The 18,206-nt window shown below is 46.8% G+C and carries 16 protein-coding genes and 1 other RNA gene; 1 reads left to right on the top strand and 16 read right to left on the bottom strand.

Going from position 1 to position 18,206, the window contains the following annotated elements; translation table 11 throughout:
• Nucleotides 1-286: 286 nt before the first annotated feature.
• The 14 genes from J2T16_RS28050 to rpoE all read right to left on the bottom strand — a co-directional run bounded on the left by J2T16_RS28050 (nt 287) and on the right by rpoE (nt 13,770).
• Nucleotides 287-556, bottom strand: a complete 270-nt coding sequence (locus tag J2T16_RS28050; RefSeq protein WP_221790082.1) for a pro-sigmaK processing inhibitor BofA family protein — start codon at nt 554-556, stop codon at nt 287-289.
• Nucleotides 557-613: 57 nt separating this feature from the next.
• The gene (locus tag J2T16_RS28045; protein ID WP_221790083.1) at nt 614-889 is read right to left on the bottom strand and encodes a YaaL family protein; all 276 of its coding nucleotides are present in this window, start codon (nt 887-889) and stop codon (nt 614-616) included.
• Between the two features lie 195 nt (nt 890-1,084).
• On the bottom strand, nt 1,085-1,684 hold the full coding sequence (gene recR / locus J2T16_RS28040) for a recombination mediator RecR (protein ID WP_062329683.1): 600 nt from the start codon (nt 1,682-1,684) through the stop codon (nt 1,085-1,087).
• 35 nt (nt 1,685-1,719) lie between these two features.
• Nucleotides 1,720-2,031, bottom strand: a complete 312-nt coding sequence (locus J2T16_RS28035; RefSeq protein WP_090924857.1) for a YbaB/EbfC family nucleoid-associated protein — start codon at nt 2,029-2,031, stop codon at nt 1,720-1,722.
• Nucleotides 2,032-2,088: 57 nt separating this feature from the next.
• Nucleotides 2,089-3,834 (bottom strand): DNA polymerase III subunit gamma/tau, encoded by a 1,746-nt coding sequence (dnaX, locus tag J2T16_RS28030; protein WP_090924858.1) that lies wholly within the window; start codon nt 3,832-3,834, stop codon nt 2,089-2,091.
• Nucleotides 3,835-4,010: 176 nt separating this feature from the next.
• Nucleotides 4,011-4,278, bottom strand: an RNA gene (gene ffs / locus J2T16_RS28025) — signal recognition particle sRNA large type.
• Nucleotides 4,279-4,429: 151 nt separating this feature from the next.
• Nucleotides 4,430-4,627 (bottom strand): 50S ribosomal protein L31, encoded by a 198-nt coding sequence (gene rpmE / locus J2T16_RS28020; protein ID WP_090924859.1) that lies wholly within the window; start codon nt 4,625-4,627, stop codon nt 4,430-4,432.
• A gap of 103 nt (nt 4,628-4,730) precedes the next feature.
• Nucleotides 4,731-6,005: a radical SAM family protein gene (locus J2T16_RS28015; protein WP_090924860.1), complete on the bottom strand. Its 1,275-nt coding sequence runs from the start codon at nt 6,003-6,005 to the stop codon at nt 4,731-4,733.
• A 138-nt stretch (nt 6,006-6,143) separates the two neighbouring features.
• Nucleotides 6,144-7,469, bottom strand: a complete 1,326-nt coding sequence (gene rho, locus J2T16_RS28010) for a transcription termination factor Rho (protein ID WP_090924861.1) — start codon at nt 7,467-7,469, stop codon at nt 6,144-6,146.
• A 499-nt stretch (nt 7,470-7,968) separates the two neighbouring features.
• On the bottom strand, nt 7,969-9,222 hold the full coding sequence (gene murA / locus J2T16_RS28005; protein WP_090924862.1) for a UDP-N-acetylglucosamine 1-carboxyvinyltransferase: 1,254 nt from the start codon (nt 9,220-9,222) through the stop codon (nt 7,969-7,971).
• Between the two features lie 147 nt (nt 9,223-9,369).
• A complete protein-coding gene (fba, locus tag J2T16_RS28000) occupies nt 9,370-10,224 on the bottom strand; it encodes a class II fructose-1,6-bisphosphate aldolase (RefSeq protein ID WP_056698160.1) in 855 nt (284 codons plus the stop codon).
• Nucleotides 10,225-10,483: 259 nt separating this feature from the next.
• A complete protein-coding gene (locus J2T16_RS27995; protein ID WP_090924863.1) occupies nt 10,484-10,870 on the bottom strand; it encodes a response regulator in 387 nt (128 codons plus the stop codon).
• A 227-nt stretch (nt 10,871-11,097) separates the two neighbouring features.
• Nucleotides 11,098-12,702 carry a CTP synthase gene (gene pyrG / locus J2T16_RS27990; protein ID WP_090924864.1) on the bottom strand — a complete coding sequence of 535 codons (1,605 nt, stop codon included), beginning with the start codon at nt 12,700-12,702 and terminating at the stop codon, nt 11,098-11,100.
• A gap of 495 nt (nt 12,703-13,197) precedes the next feature.
• A complete protein-coding gene (rpoE, locus tag J2T16_RS27985) occupies nt 13,198-13,770 on the bottom strand; it encodes a DNA-directed RNA polymerase subunit delta (protein WP_154892127.1) in 573 nt (190 codons plus the stop codon).
• A 480-nt stretch (nt 13,771-14,250) separates the two neighbouring features.
• On the opposite strand from rpoE, the gene J2T16_RS27980 reads away from it, so the two are divergent.
• Nucleotides 14,251-15,405 carry a S8 family peptidase gene (locus J2T16_RS27980; RefSeq protein ID WP_499020070.1) on the top strand — a complete coding sequence of 385 codons (1,155 nt, stop codon included), beginning with the start codon at nt 14,251-14,253 and terminating at the stop codon, nt 15,403-15,405.
• 370 nt (nt 15,406-15,775) lie between these two features.
• Here J2T16_RS27980 and argS read toward each other — a convergent pair whose 3' ends face one another.
• Both argS and J2T16_RS27970 read right to left on the bottom strand, forming a co-directional pair.
• Nucleotides 15,776-17,455 (bottom strand): arginine--tRNA ligase, encoded by a 1,680-nt coding sequence (gene argS / locus J2T16_RS27975; RefSeq protein ID WP_090924868.1) that lies wholly within the window; start codon nt 17,453-17,455, stop codon nt 15,776-15,778.
• Entirely contained in the window at nt 17,452-17,877 is a 426-nt protein-coding gene (locus J2T16_RS27970) for a YwiB family protein (RefSeq protein WP_090924869.1), read from the bottom strand. The genes argS and J2T16_RS27970 overlap by 4 nt, the downstream gene beginning before the upstream one ends.
• Between the last annotated feature and the right edge of the window lie 329 nt (nt 17,878-18,206).

The following is an 18,206-nucleotide window of genomic DNA, read 5'->3' as shown; positions in this document are numbered from 1 at the left end:
AAGCTCATTTTGAATCTGACGAGATTAAAAATCTCATTTTTGATCTTGCAAGCAAGATCGATACTCACTCGTTGTTCAGTTTTCAAAGATCAAACTTCTTTTTTCATCACCATTTTGTCTCAGCGGCGACTTTTATAATATATCATACTTCGTTTGTTTTGGTCAAGCCTTTTTTTGAAATTATTTTTGAAGTTCATAATGAACTTCATTTGTTTCAAGCAAAGCGTGTAACCAAGCAAGCAAAGCAACGAGATATAATGTACCATATATATTGCTCGGTAGTCAACTACCCGAATAAAGAAATTTTCAACCCCAATAACAGACCAACCCCCGGGAGTCCCAGAACAGTAATTGTACCTATTGTTGCAGGATTTAAAGGGATATAAATTCCTGTTATCCAACCCGAGTAATTTACGACATATATCCCAGCAGCCGCAAGCACCACATGAATTCCGATTGATGTAAAGATTGATAACCCTAAGCGTTTTCTAAACAAAACAACAACCAGTGCCAACAGAGAGGCAACCAATATGCTTCCCAGAATAACACCCTTCATACATTCCACCTCCAGCTATATATAAAATCACCTGTATACTCAGCCACCTTACTCTAATTACACACTGAGTCCTCGATCGGTAGTAGTCACATCCATCCCAATCAACCGTTTGGCCCGTTTCAAATGAATTTGATATTTCCTCTCGGCCGCTTCAAGGACATAGATGGCATAATCGATCTCATCCTCTCCCAGAGCATCCTCAAACTGTCGCATCGCACGTTCCCACTCTTGTTTGGCCTTCTGCACATCCACATAAACCAACTCCGCCTCCAGTTTCGCAAGCTCTCTCTTCTTCCCGTCCCTTAAGCTACGCTTTTTTCGCCATATCAACATAAACACCCTCCCTTATCCATCCGTATAGCACACTCTCATACATATCAAGGAAGGGACAAACTTAGAACTCGGAGATCTACTTTTATAATAAAAAAAAGAGAGAGCTCACGGCTCTCTCTTGCAATATAAATCAATTTATTGGATTGTCTTCTATACGAACGACACCCTTATCAAGCTCACACGCAACTAGATACATTAGCGCATCTCTCTGCGTCCTTCCAGCGCCTTCGAAAGTGTAACTTCATCTGCATACTCCAGATCGCCGCCCACGGGTAATCCGTGAGCAATACGGGTCACACTAATTTCAAACGGACGCACTAGGCGGGAAATGTACATCGCCGTAGCTTCTCCCTCAATATTGGGATTAGTCGCCAAAATCAATTCTTTTACCCGCTCATCACTCAAACGAGTTAACAGCTCTTTCAAGCGTATATCATCCGGACCAATTCCCTCCATTGGAGAAATTGCCCCCTGCAACACATGGTAGTACCCATCGAATTCCTTAGTCCGCTCCATAGCTACCAGATCTTTCGAATCTTGGACTACACAGATGACGGACACATCTCTCGACTTATCCTGACATATCCGGCAAGGGTCTGTATCTGTAATATTACAGCACACAGAACAGTAATGGAGATTACGCTTCACACTCACGAGCGCTTTGGCAAAATCAATAACGTCATCTTCCTTCATGTTAAGCACATGAAAAGCTAAACGAGCCGCTGTCTTCGGACCCACCCCAGGAAGACGGGTGAAGGCATCAATCAGCTTGGCTATCGGTTCAGGATAATACAATCGGTTGTGTCTCCTTTTGACAGGATCAGTTTATACTAAAATAACCCCGGAATTTTCATGCCACCCGTGAATTTACCCATATCCTGATTCGCAATTTCATCTGCTTTTGTCAAAGCATCATTCACAGCAGTCATGACAAGGTCTTGAAGCATTTCAACATCATCCGGATCTACGGCTTCAGGCTTGATCGTGATGGCAAGCAGTTTTTTATGCCCGTTAACTTCAGCAGTTACCACTCCGCCGCCAGAAGTACCTTGAACCGTTTTGTCCGCGAGTTCTTCCTGCGCCTTCAGCATTTGCTCCTGCATTTTCTTCACTTGTTTCATCATTTGGTTCATGTTATTCATATCCGTCATCTCCTTTAATATAGTTATCTCAAATTATACACATTACATCGTAATGTACTACTCTTTAATGACTACGAGATCTTCGCCAAATAACTGAATAGCTTCATCAATCCAAGGCTGTTTATCGCCTGAACCACCATCTTCATGCTCTGGTTCAAGCTTAAAATCCTCCTTTGGCGTTTCAGAAGCTCCTTCCATCGCACCAGTCCAGTCCCTAAGCATCATCGTCACAAGTCGAGCCGGACGCCCAAGCTGTTCCGAAAGCACCCGCTCAATGACATCACGATTCGCCTGTTTTTCGGTTGTTTCACGGTGGATGTTGTTCTTAAAAGCAACCAGCACATTGTCTTCGAGCAGTGAAACCGGCTCTCCATCCATAAACCAAGCATGAACCGTAACTTTCTCTTCTTTGACACGTTGCAAAATCTGGCTCCATTTTTTGCTGATCTCCGTGAATTCTGAAGATCCTTTGCGCGCAATATATTGATCCAAATTCGCCGGAAGCTTCACTGGAGCGTTCGCTCTGGACATTGGCGCACGTGTTGCCGGTCGTGCAGGAGCATTTGAAGCCGCATCCCCACCTGACAGACCACTCTTGAGCGCTCGATCTAGCTTTTTCTCCAGCTCAGCAAGCTGCTGTTTCAATCGATTGATCTCTCCAGTATCAGCGGGTGCAGAAGGAGAAGTCACTCCAACCGATGAAGCTGCTCCGCCCATAGCCGGGATACTACACAGTTTAAGCAGAGCCACCTCAAACAATGTCTGCGGCTGAACTGCATATTTCATCTCACTCTGGTACCGATTCAGCGTATCGATCATCTGAAACAACTGTTCCTTCGTAAACGATTCCGCCATATCTCGAAACGATTCCGGGTTCAACACCCGATCCGTCAGTTTGTCCGCATCTGGCACCATCTTGATCATCAGTAAATCCCGGAAATAGTAGAGCAGATTCTCCATACATTTGTCCGCACTCTTGCCTTCATGCATAAAGCCCTCGATCATCTGCAAAATATGACCGACATCCCCTTTGAGCAAGGAGGATGCGAGCTTGGCAAATTGTTCTGAAGGAATACCGCCTGTCATGTCCATAACCTGCTGATACGTTACTTTCCCATCGGTAAATGAAGAGATTTGATCCAGCACACTGAGCGCATCCCTCATCCCACCATCAGATAGACGGGCAATGTACTGCAACGCATCTTGATCCGCTTCCATCCCTTCCTGTTCACAGATCAAAGTCAATCTGGCTGTCTGTTCTTCCAGAGATACGCGGCGAAAATCAAATCGCTGACAACGCGATATAATGGTAGCAGGCAGACGATGCGGTTCTGTCGTTGCTAAAATAAACATTACATGTGGCGGCGGCTCCTCCAATGTTTTGAGCAAAGCATTGAACGCCTCTGTCGTCAACATGTGCACTTCATCAATAATATAAACTTTCTGCCGGACTTCGGTAGGGGCATACTTCACCTTTTCCCGAAGATCACGGATTTCCTCGACGCCCCGATTGGAGGCAGCATCAATCTCCTGCACATCCATAACAGCGCCATTCGTAATTCGGCGGCAAGCCTCACATTCGTTACAAGGCTCAGTTGCAGGTCCGCGTTCACAGTTTACAGCCTTGGCCAATATTTTGGCCGCACTTGTCTTCCCCGTCCCTCGGGGACCGCTAAACAAATAAGCGTGGGAGGTCCGCTGTTCACGAATCGCGTTCTGCAAGGTCTGAATAATATGTTGTTGTCCCACCATATCCTGGAACGACTGAGGACGCCACGCCCGGTATAACGCGATATGCTCCATGATGCGTTACCTTCCTTCCACTTCGCATTCGAGTCCGTTGTCGTCACCCCATTATACTATATTCCAGAGTGAATCCAAACTTTATCTGACTCATTTCATACGCGGTTTTTTAACATATCAAAAAAGACCCCTGCATTTATACTGCTGCAAAGGTCTCTACAATTTAAAAGGTTAAGCCGTGCACCTGCTATCGATATTTGCGATCCAAGCGGCACCCCTGAACAATAGCTCAGGCTAGGCAACCCTCCGGCACAAGAGTGATCTCACTTATGGCTGCTTCCTTCCGGACCTGACCAGGTTCATGAGTACTCATTGCGGAGGACCCAACCGTCAACACCACGTTCAGGGACCAAACCTCACATCGACAAAACCTCTAACAGGAATTCAACCTCGCTATAGCGGATTGCGAGTTACAGGGCACCGCTACCTCCCCATCTAGCACGGTAAGAAATAGTATAACGCAAGGTAGTCCAAAATGCAACCGGCTGGAAAATGGAAACCACACACTTCTCTGTATAAGTAACTAAAAACCCCTGCCAAAATAGCAGGGGTGATTGGGATACAATAATTAGACAATCCACAAGGAATTGTACGATTAGATTCCGTATTTCTTTTTGAAACGGTCCACACGGCCGCCAGCATCGATAAACTTCTGTTTACCTGTGAAGAACGGGTGGCACGCGGAGCAAATCTCTACACGAAGTCCTTCTTTAACCGAACCAGTCTCAAAAGTATTACCGCATGCGCAGGATACTTGACCAATCGTGTATTTAGGATGAATTGCTTCTTTCATTACCTTTCACCTCTTTCCGCCCTGAGCCTCAAGCGGACCCAGAGTAAATGGCACAACACAGCAGATTATAACACGGCCTAAACCCGGTTGCAATCTAATTCATTCAAGAGGTAATTAGCTTTTTGGGACGAGCCATCCCAGCCGGTGGAACATGCGTATACGACCCGATGACAACATCCGGCAACTCTTCCGCAAATATCTCCAGCATCTGCTTCATTCCCAATATATCTCCCTGTGCTGGCGGAATTAACTCCAGATAGCTCTCCGGGTCAATATTCAGGTTACGCATCTGAATCAATCGCAGGTTGGTGCGGCGTGCAAATTCAATCATTGCCTCGATCTCTTCCTCACGATCGGTTACACCCGGGAAGATCAGATAGTTAATGGAGGTATATACCCCTTGCTCCGCAGCGTACTTCATTGATTTCTCTACATTAGCCAATGTATATCCACGAGGTTTGTAATACGCGTTGTAATGATCATCCAATGCACTGATCGTACTCACACGCATCAGATCCAGCCCCGCATCCACAATTCCGCGGATATGATCATTCAATCCAGCATTGGTATTAATGTTGATGTAACCCATATCCGTAATGGAGCGCACTTCGCGAATAGCTTCGATGATCAGCTTGGCCTGTGTGGAAGGTTCACCTTCACACCCCTGTCCGAAGCTAATAATAGATTCGGGTGTTTTCAGATGTTCCAGCATCACTTCAACGATCTCATCTACACGAGGACGGAAATTCATCCGTGTTTGAGGTGATACAAATCCACTGTCATCCGGCTGTTCAGAGATACAACCGAAACAACCAGCATTACATGAGTATGATACAGGAACGCCGCCTTCCCAACGATTCAAGAATGTGTTGGAAGACGTGAGACACTCATAACCCAGTGCACAATTGGACAGGTGGGTGTATAAACGGTTCTCTGGATACTTCTCCGTAAATCGTTTAACCCCAGAGCGCACATCGTCACGATCACAGTTCATCGGATTCCACTTCTCAGGAATATCGGACTGGGAAGCCGTAACGTAGAAACCGCCATCTTTCCAAACGACAGCCGAGTATCCAAACAACGGCAGCTTGTAATCCTTATCCGTTTTTACGTAACCCGGCAAGCACAGACGCGTAAAACCTTGCGGCAACAGAGCCCCTACAGCTTGTGTATCACTCGGCAACGGCAACATCTCGCCTGTATCCGGGTCCATACCGATAGGACGGGTGCTTGGAAGACCAACCAATGTTGCACCGTCCGGCAGAGGAATCAACTCATCCTCCATTATCTCGACAATCATATCTCCACTACGGGCGAGTCCGTACAGGGAGGGATGATCAAAAACATTACCTTTTTCATCTGCGTATACTAAATACATGATGTTCTCCTCACATCTATTGGGTTAAACCTGACGACGAGTATATTATATTGCAGTCAGTTGATTGTACAGTCAGCCACATCTTTATCTTACAACGATCATGGCTACGTTATACGAATTCAAACTGCAGTTCAAATGTTAATTCGATGTTCCTGATGTAGCCGTTTGTCTTGGGGAACGGCGAGTTGTCGTCGTTCCAGCATTGCTGGAGGGCGCATTGCCAGCCGCGTCAAACGCAGCCAGGAACTCGGCATTCGTTTTACTGTTGCGTAGTTTTTTCAGGAAACCTTCAACGAAGTCATGGGAATCATTCATATTTTTACGAATAGCCCAGATCGTATCCAGCTCTTCCTTGCTAAGCAATACCTCTTCACGGCGTGTACCGGAACGGCGAATATCGATGGCAGGGAAAATACGGCGTTCAGCCAATTTGCGATCCAGATGAAGCTCCATATTACCCGTACCTTTAAATTCTTCATAAATGATGTCATCCATACGCGACCCCGTATCAATCAACGCTGTTGCCAAAATAGTCAAGCTACCGCCTTCCTCCACGTTACGAGCAGAACCAAAGAAACGCTTTGGACGATGGAATGCTGCTGGATCAATACCACCACTTAGTGTACGTCCAGATGGTGGAATCACCAGGTTATATGCACGAGCCAGACGTGTGATACTATCGAGCAAAATAACGACATCCTTTTTGGCTTCAACCAAACGCAGAGCGCGCTCCAGCACCAGTTCCGCTACTTTGATATGATTCTCGGGCAACTCATCAAACGTGGAAGCGACAACTTCACCTTTTACCGAACGAGACATATCCGTTACTTCTTCTGGACGTTCATCAATCAACAGGACAAAAAGTTCAATTTCTGGATTGTTAGTTGAGATGCTGTTGGCAATTTCTTTGAGGAGAAGCGTTTTACCGGCTTTGGGAGGTGCTACGATCAATCCACGTTGTCCCAACCCTACAGGGGCAAGCACATCCATAATACGTGTGGATAAATGGCTCGGGGATGTTTCAAGAACCAGTTTCTTCTGCGGATACAATGGGGTTAATGCCGGGAAGTGAAGTCTCTCCGCAGCCGCCGATGGATTCTCACCATTCACAGCGTTAACTTGCAATAAACCGAAATATCTCTCATTTTCTTTTGGCGTTCGACACTTACCTGATACAAGGTCACCCGTTCGTAAATCAAACTTGCGAATCTGTGAGGCCGAGATATAAATATCTTCTGTACTTGGCAAATAGTTGATTGGCCTCAAGAAGCCGTAACCTTCAGGTAAAATCTCGAGCACGCCCTGCATAAACATCAAACCACTTTGTTCCGCTTGCGCACGGAGTATTGCAAAGATTAATTCTTTCTTTTTAAGGGTCCCGTAATAAGGAATCTGGTATTTTTTCGCCAGCTTATAGAGGTCCGTTAATTTCATTTCTTCCAAATCGGAAATTTGCAGATCCATATAATAACCACCTATTCAATTAATGAGTCCGTGAAATGGATAGTTTCGTTAGCTAATTCAAGCCATAGAAAGCAGTTCTACCACAATCTCTTCTATCCATTGTACGGAATGTAACCGTTATAATGCAAATACATGTCTTGGTGTGTAAGTTTCCGGGTGGAATGGCCATTACATGGCATAATCCTTAATGAGTGAACTCCAAACATGGGGCGATCGATCCGGGAAGACCGGCTATGAAGCGCAGGTTCAAACAAATCCGGGGATTGGAGAAAGGGAATGATTTTCAAAAACAATATAAGAAATGATGTGTTCTAAAGCCTTATGATGTTTATTTCAAAAAAAGACCCTCCGAAACGAGAACCTGTTACAGTTCATCATATCCGGAAGAGAATACAAAATCTATTAGAATAGTATACCCTATTCTACTATAGGTTATGCAGCACCGCTACAAAACACGCTTCAAGCGGGAATATTTGCGATGCTGCGCCTTAATCAATACCTATTCGGTTTCCCGCCACACGTCTGCACCAAGCAAACGTAGGTTGGTCACCAAATGATCGTAACCACGATCAATAAACTCAACTCCCGTCACCTCAGTAACTCCTTCACTGACGGTAAGTCCCGCGATGACTAGTGCTGCACCAGCACGAAGATCCGACGCTTTTACTTTAGCCGCATTCAGTGCACTGCCTTCAATAATGGCTGATCGGCCTTCCACACGGATTTTGGCGCCCATACGAACCAGTTCAGGCACATGTTTGAACCGATTGCTGTATACAAAGTCACTCAGTACACTTACACCGTTCGCTTGTGTTAATACACTGGTCATTGGGGACTGCAGGTCGGTAGGGAATCCTGGATATACCAGCGCCTTTACATCAACATGACTGTACTGCGGCTGTCCAATAACCCGAATACTTTCGTCCAGCTCCTCGATACCCACTCCCATCTCCAGCAACTTGGCCGTTAAAGCCTCCAGATGTTTGGGGATGACATTATCAATGAGTACATCTCCGCGCGTGGCCGCCGCAGCGATCATATACGTGCCCGCTTGAATCCGATCCGGAATAATGGAGTGACGGCAACCCTTAAGCTCCGAGACCCCTTCGATTCGAATCGTTTCTGTACCTGCACCTTTGATGCTGGCACCCATAGAATTCAAAAGTGTTGCTACATCTATAATCTCAGGCTCTTTAGCCGCATTTTCAATAATTGTAGAGCCTTTGGCACGAGTGGCCGCCAGCATAATGTTGATGGTTGCACCAACACTGCTTACATCAAGATATATTTTAGCTCCGCGTAGCTCTTTGGCATACAAATGGATAGAGCCATGTTCATTCGTCACGGTTGCGCCAAGCGCTTCAAACCCTTTGATGTGTTGATCAATTGGACGAGGTTCAAAATTACAACCTCCGGGCAAACCTATTGTTGCTTCTTTAAAACGTCCAAGCAGTGCTCCCATCATATAATAAGAAGCACGAAGTTTCTTCACAGGACCGTTTGGCATCGGAATGGATTTAATATCAGAAGGATCAATTTTCATCTGACTACCTTCCCAAGTCACACGCGCCCCAAGTTCCTCCAAAATTTCTGCATATACGGCCACGTCACTGAGTAATGGCAAGTTATCCAACACGACCTCTGACTCGGCAAGCAATGCTGCAGGAATAAGCGCAATGGCGCTGTTTTTGGCACCGCTTATAGTTACAGTTCCCTGTAACGGACGTCCGCCACTAATCATTAATTTTTCCATAAAGCTTAATGTCCCCCTACGTGTTTTGCAGCCGATGAACGGCAATACGTGCTGATGGCTAACGATGTAGAAATAAGGTGTGAAAATGGAAAGACACCGGCTAGGCGGTGTTCTTCCATTTCACAGTATGGAACTTTTAAAGATAAATTACGCTTTGTTGTTGGAACCAAACTCACGGATTTTACCTTTAACAGTTTCTTTGATTGCATCACGGCCTGGTACGATGAACGTACGTGGATCGTAAGCGTTTGGTTTTGCTGCAAGCACTTCACGAACTGCTTTTGTGAACGAGATTTGGTTCTCTGTGTTCACGTTGATTTTGGAAGTACCCAAAGAGATTGCTTTATCGATATCGTGCTTAGGAATACCTGTACCACCGTGCAATACGAGTGGAACTTGTACCGCGTCACGAACTTCTTCCATTTCTTTGAAGCCGAGGTTTGGCTCGCCTTGGTAAGGACCGTGAACGGAACCCAGAGCTGGTGCCAAAGTATCGATACCTGTTTCTTTAACGATGCGGATACATTCGTTCAAGTCAGCGTATTGAATACCACCGATAACGTCGTCTTCTTGTCCGCCTACAGTACCAACTTCAGCTTCTACAGAAACGCCTTTAGCGTGTGCGTATTCAACGACTTTTTTAGTCATTTCGATGTTCTCATCGATGGAGTGATGGGAACCGTCGATCATAACGGATGTAAAGCCAGCATCGATTGCTTCTTTACATTTGTCGAAGCTTGAACCGTGATCCAGATGGATTGCAACTGGTACGGAAATTTTCATGTCAATCAAGAGTCCTTCTACCATTTTAACTACAGTAGTAAAGCCGCCCATGTGACGTGCTGCACCTTCGGATACGCCCAGAATTACTGGGGATTTCTCTTCTTCAGCAGCAGTAAGAATCGCTTGAGTCCACTCAAGGTTGTTGATGTTGTATTGACCAACTGCATATTTTCCTTCAAGTGCTTTGTTCAACATGTCTGTCATAGATACTAATGGCATGGTTTCAATCCTCCTAGGGGTTTGGGTTGTGTCTATGGTTTTTAGCCGAAATCACATACGGGCTTATTATACCACATCCCATGTCAAATACTAAACAAGCTTTTGCAAAAATGCTGTGCTTTGCAGCACAGTTTTCACAGACACGGCATGATGGCGTTACCATTTCCAATATTCCCTACACTAACAGGTGAAATACTCCATTTTCTCATGATTACATGTGGTTGGTGGTTGACGCAAAAAAATCCTGTATCGACAGGATTTAGCTGCATTTGTTCGCAGCGCCATTGCGAAGTTGCATATTAACGGCCACACGCATCTCATCAATATCAAACGGTTTCGTAAAATGCATGAGCGCGCCAAGATCGGTAGCTTCCTTGATCATGTCAAGTTCTCCATACGCCGTCATCATAATAACCTTGATATCAGGGTCAATCTCCTTGATATGCTTCAGTATTTCAAGCCCGTCCATCCCCGGAATTTTCATGTCCAGCAGAACGAGATCCGGCTTGTCCTTATTGACGATTTCGAGCGCAATCTTGCCGTTTGCCGCCTGAAATGTGTTATACCCTTCGCTGCTGAACACTTCCATCAGTAGAATACGAATACCGTTTTGGTCATCGACAATCAGAACTTTTTTCTCTTCCACGCTGTAACCTCCTAGAATTAGGAAAGCATATACACATTACATCTGGATAACTATCCCATAGTCGTCATGATAAGTATTCTACCTCTTCCAGTAAAATCCTTCTATTATCTCAAATTGACAAAGGGTAAATCAATCTACATCTTTATTAAAAAGAAAAGGACGTTTCCGCGCTATAATAGCAGCCAGAAACATCCTCATAATACTAGGGTTTTCAATGATTCAATTTATTATTTCTCCGCGTTCTCCAGAGAAGCTTTCACAAACTCACGGAACAATGGTTGCGGACGGTTCGGACGGGAAGTGAATTCCGGATGGAACTGTACTGCCAAGAACCAAGGGTGTCCAGGAAGTTCCACAATCTCAACCAGGCGTCCATCCGGTGATGTACCGGAAATAACAAGACCTGCTTTTTCAATCGCTTCACGGTATTCGTTGTTAAACTCGTACCGGTGACGGTGTCTTTCGTATACCAACTCATCGTCGTAACATGACATCGCCAAAGAACCTTCCTGCAGCTTACAAGGGTACAGACCAAGACGCATCGTACCGCCCAGATTTTCAATATCTTTTTGCTCAGGCAGCAGGTCAATTACCGGGAACTCGGTAGCCGGGTTAATCTCCGAACTGTTTGCTCCGTTCAAACCAACGATAGAGCGTGCATATTCAATGACAGAAACCTGCATACCCAGGCAAATTCCGAAGAACGGAATATTTTTTTCACGGGCATAACGAATTGCCGATACTTTGCCTTCAATACCGCGATCACCGAAGCCACCAGGAACAAGAATACCACCAATACCATGCAACATGTCGCCTACATTCTCATCGGTAATATCTTCAGAAGGAACCCAGCGGATCTTCACGTCCGCATTGGATGCAAACCCTGCATGTGACAGGGACTCTACAACACTCAGGTACGCATCATGCAATGCCACATATTTACCAACGATTGCAATCTCGACCGTACGCTCCAGCTTGCTGATCCGGTTCACCAGACCTTCCCACTCGCTCATATCCGGTGCAGGAGTAGTCAGTTTCAGATGGTTAACCACGATTTCATCCAGACCCTCTTCACGAAGGTTAAGTGGTACTTCATACAACGTGCTTGCATCACGGCATTCAACGACTGCATTCTCGTCAATATCACAGAAAAGTGCGATTTTGGCCTTCATGTCCTTGGACAGCTCATATTCCGTACGACAAACGATAACGTTTGGTTGGATACCAATGCTACGCAATTCCTTCACACTGTGTTGTGTCGGTTTTGTTTTGACTTCACCCGCTGCTTTGATATATGGAATCAGTGTAACGTGAATGTACATCACGTTGTCACGACCTACATCACTCTTGATCTGACGAATCGCTTCCAGGAATGGCAAACTCTCGATGTCACCCACCGTTCCGCCAATCTCGGTAATAACAACATCCGAACCCGCTTCACGTCCAGCGCGGAATACACGCTCTTTGATCTCGTTTGTGATATGTGGAATGACTTGAACTGTACCGCCCAGATACTCTCCGCGACGCTCTTTGCTGATTACAGAAGAGTACACTTTACCTGTCGTGACATTGCTGTTTTTGGAAAGGTTGATGTCGATAAAACGTTCGTAGTGGCCAAGGTCCAGGTCCGTCTCTGCGCCATCATCCGTTACGAATACCTCACCATGTTGATAAGGACTCATGGTTCCCGGGTCAATGTTGATGTATGGATCGAATTTTTGGATTGTTACTTTGAGTCCTCTGTTCTTCAGCAATCTGCCCAGCGAGGCTGCTGTAATCCCTTTGCCCAGGGAGGACACAACTCCGCCCGTCACGAAAATATACTTTGTCACTGTTATTACCCTCCTAATATAAGTACAGAAATTCAGGCGATATATGGTGTTATCGTAACCCGTTTCCCAGGTAATCATCGTTAAAAAGAGCAATGGCAGAAATTAACTGCATCTGCGAACTGCCCTTTCCAGCGAAGACGGCTTTAACTAACACATCATTCCTGGCAAAAAATAATGCAAACTTTCCGGGAGCCTTCATCCACGCTTGTCCCACTACAAACCTCGTCGGTAGTTCCATTTTCTTTGTTTGAACATACAAAAAAACAGGCCGAAAAGGTTTGGCCGGAAGCAGTCGGAAAAGTAATCGTTTGGCATCATTCTGCCTCTAAAAATACAAAAAGAAAGTACTCCCGCAGGACGGGGCACTTTCTCTAAAAAAACATAAATATATTGTCGCTCATTCATAAGCCCATGCAATAGTTTACCCGTTACCCCGTCTGCTGTCAAGGCTGACTATCGGGGAAAAAACGGGCAATTTTTCGTCAGCAAAAAGGATTACCGATTATCGGAATCGTCGTCAAATTCATCCTCGTCTTCGGACTCTTCTTCGTCTTCTTCGAGGTCTTCGTCTTCCAAATCGTCATCTTCAACCAGCACTTCTTCTTCACTGTCTTCTTCATCAAAGATGTCATCATCATCGTCATCTTCGTCTTCATCTTCGTCTTGATCATCATCTGTGCTGTCGAAGTCTTCGTCACTGTTGTAGCTGTCGTCCTCTTCACCGAAGTCTTCGTCTTCCAGATCATCATCTTCATCGTTGATGATACGCGGACGCTTCGCACCCGTCATGGAATCTTCCGATCCAACAACCGGATACCAGCGTTTCAATCCCCAAAGACTCGTACCGACGCAAGCAAAACGGCCATCGATATTAATTTCGGTATACAGCTGGGCGATATACTCGTTGATCTCTTCATCTGTCATTCCGCGCTGTTTCGCTACCTCATTCATCAAATCCCGGTAGTAATACGGCGTGTTTGCCGCTTTCAGCACCATAAAGGCCAGATCCACCAAAGGGATCTCTCTTACCTTTTCTTTATCAATTTTCAAATTGAGCGAGGTACTCACTGAAGACACTTCCTCTCACACATAATTCACTTTATATCCCCTGCAAACTGGATCGTTACGTATAACATATCCATTAACAAACCTAAGTAAAACCTATTTAGCGTTAAAAAGCAAGTTTTTATGTAAGCATGTCCCATATTTACACATCCGTCCTTTGATCCATATCCCGATCTTCTCACTTCGAGAGACAGAATGATAAGGAAGCAATGAATAATATGTACGCTATCTCTATGAACAAAAGCCCAAACCATATGTAAAAGACGGAGTCCCCTCCGCCTTCTGACTGTATACCCTCGTAGGATTGCTCCTCACCAGGTTCCCCGCAAGAGCCCTCTAGCCCTCCATCCATCATATGTACCTGCGCCCGTTTTGACACGGAGAGAATGTGTTTTTATAAAAAAAGGGCAAGTTCCCCATGCGCCGGGATGAGCGCATTCATAGAATACCTCAGCATGTTCATCCCGAAGGGGGCAGCCCATAATGGACTATACCGGTTTATTGCATCAGTTGATTGACGGAATGAGATGCCCCGAACCTGAACACGGGGGACGTTATCTGATTCGATTCGCCAAACCGCAGCAGTACGAGGCCTGTCTCGTTGAATTATCCCGAATGCGCAATGAATTCACCGATCTGGGAGGCGTTCGAACCTCAAGGCTTGCCAGAACTCTCATCGCTCCTGTCCAGCGCCCGGACGTGTTATATCGATACGGGGACGACATTACGTTAGAGGAAGACACTCCTGTCTCGCTGCATTCTACTGCACTCCACAACAAACCCAGCACCCCTCAAGGCATACCCTGGGGTGTGAAGCAAATTCGAGCCCCTAAAGTATGGTCTGTTTCAACAGGACACCGAATCAAAATTGGTGTTATTGATACAGGAGCAGATTACCATCACCCTGATCTACGATACTCCCTTGCCCGTGGCATTAATCTGTTGAACCGAAGCTTGCTTCCCCATGATGACAACGGTCACGGTACCCATATTGCAGGAACCATTGCCGCAGCCAACAGTACCGAAGGCATGATCGGCGTTGCCCCGCGTTCATTAATCTACCCCGTCAAAGCCTTTGATCACAACGGCTCCGCTTATGTCTCGGACATCGTACTCGGCATCGACTGGTGTGTACGCAACAAGGTGGATATTATCAATATGAGTTTCGGTATGAAAACACGAAGTAAATCTTTGCTTGATGTGGTCAACCGTGCATATCAAGCAGGAATCGTCATTGTGGCTTCGTCAGGAAATGACGGCAAGCGCCGCAGCATCGATTATCCTGCTCGATATCCGCAGACCATCTCGGTTGGGGCTACCGACAAAAACAGACGTATTGCTTCATTCAGCAATCGCGGTGCTTATGTGGACGTCTATGCTCCCGGGGACAAAATTGTGTCCTCCTGGGTGCAAGGCAAGCACCATGAGATGAGTGGAACATCCATGGCCACCTCCCATGTGAGCGGCGCAATCGCATTGCTGCTCGCCAAACATCCCGGCTTGTCTCCAGCCGAGATCAAGACGCTTGTGAAGCGCGCGACGGTTCCGCTGCGCGCCCGTAAAAGCACCACCGCGAAGAGTAAAGTCCGCGGTGGCGAGCTAGACGCCCTCAAGCTGATGCAAGAGGGCGGGGGGTGACTTGGCGGCGCATGCTACACGCCGCCAGCACCTGTGCTGCGCAGCAACGGGTGCCGGCCACTGCCGGGCACGCCTTGCGCAGCAGGCAAGAGCGAGAGCAGGCACAACCGAGCCTGCTCTTGAAGCAGTGCCCTGCGGCTTTGCCGATGGCAGGGCACTGCTGGGTGCCCGCGGCAGGCGGCAAGCCTGAGCCCTTTACGGGTACTTGGCGAGCATCGCCAGTACCCGCAAGGGCCAGGTGCTGGCCACCGCCAGCCACGGGCACAAAAAAGTCTCCATGCCCGCGCGCGTTAGCAACTGCTCGCGCGGGGCATGGAGACTTTGCCTTCGGCCGAGCGGCAGGAAGCTGCCCGCCACTTGGCCGAAGGGATTACATTTTGTCTGGTGCGGATACGCCCACCAGACGGAGCGCTGTTGCGATGACGGTGCGAACGGCACCGATCAGCGCCAGGCGCGCCTGGGTCTGCTGCGCGTCTTCGGTAATGACGCGATCAGCCCGGTAGTAACTATGGAACAGGGATGCCAGTTCGTAGACATAACGAATAATGCGATGCGGCGCATAACCTGTAGCCGCTGCAGCGATCTCTTCAGGTAATTCTCCCATTTTACGAAGAAGGTCATACTCGTGCTCGGTAGTCAGCTTGGACAGATCGATCTGTGCCAGTGGCAACAACTCGATACCTTGCTCTTCGGCTTGACGATACACACTGCACACACGCGCATGTGCATATTGTACGTAGAATACCGGATTTTCATTGGATGTCGAAATCGCCAAATCCATGTCAAAGTCCAGATGGGAATCCATGCTACGCATCGTGAAGAAATAACGAATGGCATCAATGCCAACTTCGTCCATCAGGTCTTCCATCGTTACAGCTTTACCTGTACGTTTGGACATTTTTACTTTCTCGCCATTTTGGAACAAGCTAACCATCTGTGCAATCAAAACTACCAGCTTGTCCGGATCGTTGCCCAGCGCTTGCATTGCTGCTTTCATACGCGGAATATAGCCGTGGTGATCCGCTCCCCAAATGTTGATCATCGTGTCATAACCACGGGAGTATTTATCGCGGTGATATGCAATATCCGGTGTCAGATAGGTATACGTACCGTCGTTTTTGATCAGAACGCGCTCCTTGTCATCACCATATTGCATCGTTTTCAACCAAGTTGCGCCGTCTTTTTCATAAATCTCGTTGCGGTCACGTAGCTCGTCCAGCACGCGAAGCACTTCACCGTTATCATACAGCGATGTTTCGCTGAACCAGATATCGAAATTCACACGGAAGCGGTTCAGGTCGCGTTTGATCTTGTCCAGTTCTTTCTCCAGACCATAATCACGGAAGTATGCTGCGCGATCTCCCGGGTGCATAGACAGCAAGCTGTCTCCTTTTTCAGCAACCAGTTCCTTCGCGAAACCTTTAATGTCTTCACCATGGTATCCATCTTCCGGCATTTCAGCTTCTTGACCCAGCTCTTGCAGATAACGCGCTTCAATAGAACGGGCCAGATTAAATACCTGGTTACCCGCATCATTAATGTAATATTCACGAGTTACATCGTAACCTGCGTAATCGAGGATGTTGCACAGGGCATCCCCTACAGCTGCTCCACGGGCATGGCCCAGATGCAGACTGCCTGTCGGGTTGGCGCTGACAAATTCCATCTCCACCTTTTTCCCCGCTCCAACATCAATTCTTCCGTAGTTCTCTCCTTGCTCATGCACCAAGTTAAGCACGGGATAGAGATAACTCTTGTTCAATTTGAAGTTAATGAATCCTGGTCCTGCAATCTCCGCCTTTTCAATTCCGGCTTCTGCAAGATTCAGGTTAGCGATGATTTCCTCGGCAATCTGACGAGGGTTCCGTTTGGCAATCTTGGTCAACTGCATCGCTGCATTGGTAGCCAGATCACCATGGGACTTCTCGCGCGGCACTTCAAGTGTAATAGCTGGAAGCTCTTCCTGTGTTACGATGCCAGCAGCAACAATCGCATTGCCAATGGCTGTACTTACCCGTTCGTTAATCGTATCTAGTGGATTACGTGTCATGAATTTGGTTCCTCCTGTATATGCAAACTAATCGCAAAATGTCCGGCTTCTTCATCAAAGCGGTAAAAGTCGTAGCTCCACGCTGCGCGTGCGCTCAATCCCTGAATGGAAAGTTCCAGCTTCTGTGTATGCGTGGACAGGGCAAACGACATATATGGTGAACGGTAGAAACCTGGAAGCTTTCGGTTTAATTCAAACGTCTGCTCCGACTCCACCTCACCATGACGTATAATCTTGATGGATTGTCCGCCCAGCTTCAATGTTGTACGAGTGATGCCTCCCTCGGGTCCAGCCTGTGGCTCTTCGTAACGAACATACAAGTACGCTCCCTTGACCACAGCTTCTCCCTGCATTTCCTGCAGTACATCTTCCCCTTCATAACGGCTGTGCAGCCGGATCTGAACCGGTCGCATCTTCGACATGAATGTTAACCTCCATTATATTCGAGGCGACGCAAAATCAGGACAGCTGGTGAGAACAGCCCTTCCTGAATGGTTGTGTCGCTATACACGCTCATATTCCGAATAAACTTGCTCTCCTACACTCTACTGTATAACTATATCCAGTTCACCCGCTCAATTCAAATCCAAATTCAGAGTTTTTTTGTTATGACATCAAAAAGGAGAGCTGCACCCGTATCGTGCAGCCCTCCCTTAATTCACATCTATCTCGTTATCTTGCTTCATCATCTGGCTGTCTGACTTCATTCACTTTGCCACTTTGCTTCATTGGGCTTGCTCTCTTACTACAT

It is taken from the genome of Paenibacillus intestini, from assembly GCF_030803945.1.
Taxonomy (GTDB): domain Bacteria; phylum Bacillota; class Bacilli; order Paenibacillales; family Paenibacillaceae; genus Paenibacillus; species Paenibacillus polysaccharolyticus.
Note: the sequence above shows the minus strand (reverse complement) of the source record. Positions and strands in the feature narration are given on the sequence as shown.

What these genes read in the sequence shown, in the direction of transcription:
- J2T16_RS28050 (WP_221790082.1), bottom strand. Translation starts at nt 556, where the DNA reads ATGAAGGGTGTTATTCTGGGAAGCATATTGGTTGCCTCTCTGTTGGCA.
- rpmE (WP_090924859.1), bottom strand. Translation starts at nt 4,627, where the DNA reads ATGAAAGAAGCAATTCATCCTAAATACACGATTGGTCAAGTATCCTGC.
- J2T16_RS28045 (WP_221790083.1), bottom strand. Translation starts at nt 889, where the DNA reads ATGTTGATATGGCGAAAAAAGCGTAGCTTAAGGGACGGGAAGAAGAGA.
- fba (WP_056698160.1), bottom strand. Translation starts at nt 10,224, where the DNA reads ATGCCATTAGTATCTATGACAGACATGTTGAACAAAGCACTTGAAGGA.
- J2T16_RS27980 (WP_499020070.1), top strand. Translation starts at nt 14,251, where the DNA reads ATGGACTATACCGGTTTATTGCATCAGTTGATTGACGGAATGAGATGC.
- J2T16_RS27970 (WP_090924869.1), bottom strand. Translation starts at nt 17,877, where the DNA reads ATGTCGAAGATGCGACCGGTTCAGATCCGGCTGCACAGCCGTTATGAA.
- J2T16_RS28035 (WP_090924857.1), bottom strand. Translation starts at nt 2,031, where the DNA reads ATGAATAACATGAACCAAATGATGAAACAAGTGAAGAAAATGCAGGAG.
- rho (WP_090924861.1), bottom strand. Translation starts at nt 7,469, where the DNA reads ATGGATCTGCAAATTTCCGATTTGGAAGAAATGAAATTAACGGACCTC.
- J2T16_RS28015 (WP_090924860.1), bottom strand. Translation starts at nt 6,005, where the DNA reads ATGTATTTAGTATACGCAGATGAAAAAGGTAATGTTTTTGATCATCCC.
- murA (WP_090924862.1), bottom strand. Translation starts at nt 9,222, where the DNA reads ATGGAAAAATTAATGATTAGTGGCGGACGTCCGTTACAGGGAACTGTA.
- argS (WP_090924868.1), bottom strand. Translation starts at nt 17,455, where the DNA reads ATGACACGTAATCCACTAGATACGATTAACGAACGGGTAAGTACAGCC.
- dnaX (WP_090924858.1), bottom strand. Translation starts at nt 3,834, where the DNA reads ATGGAGCATATCGCGTTATACCGGGCGTGGCGTCCTCAGTCGTTCCAG.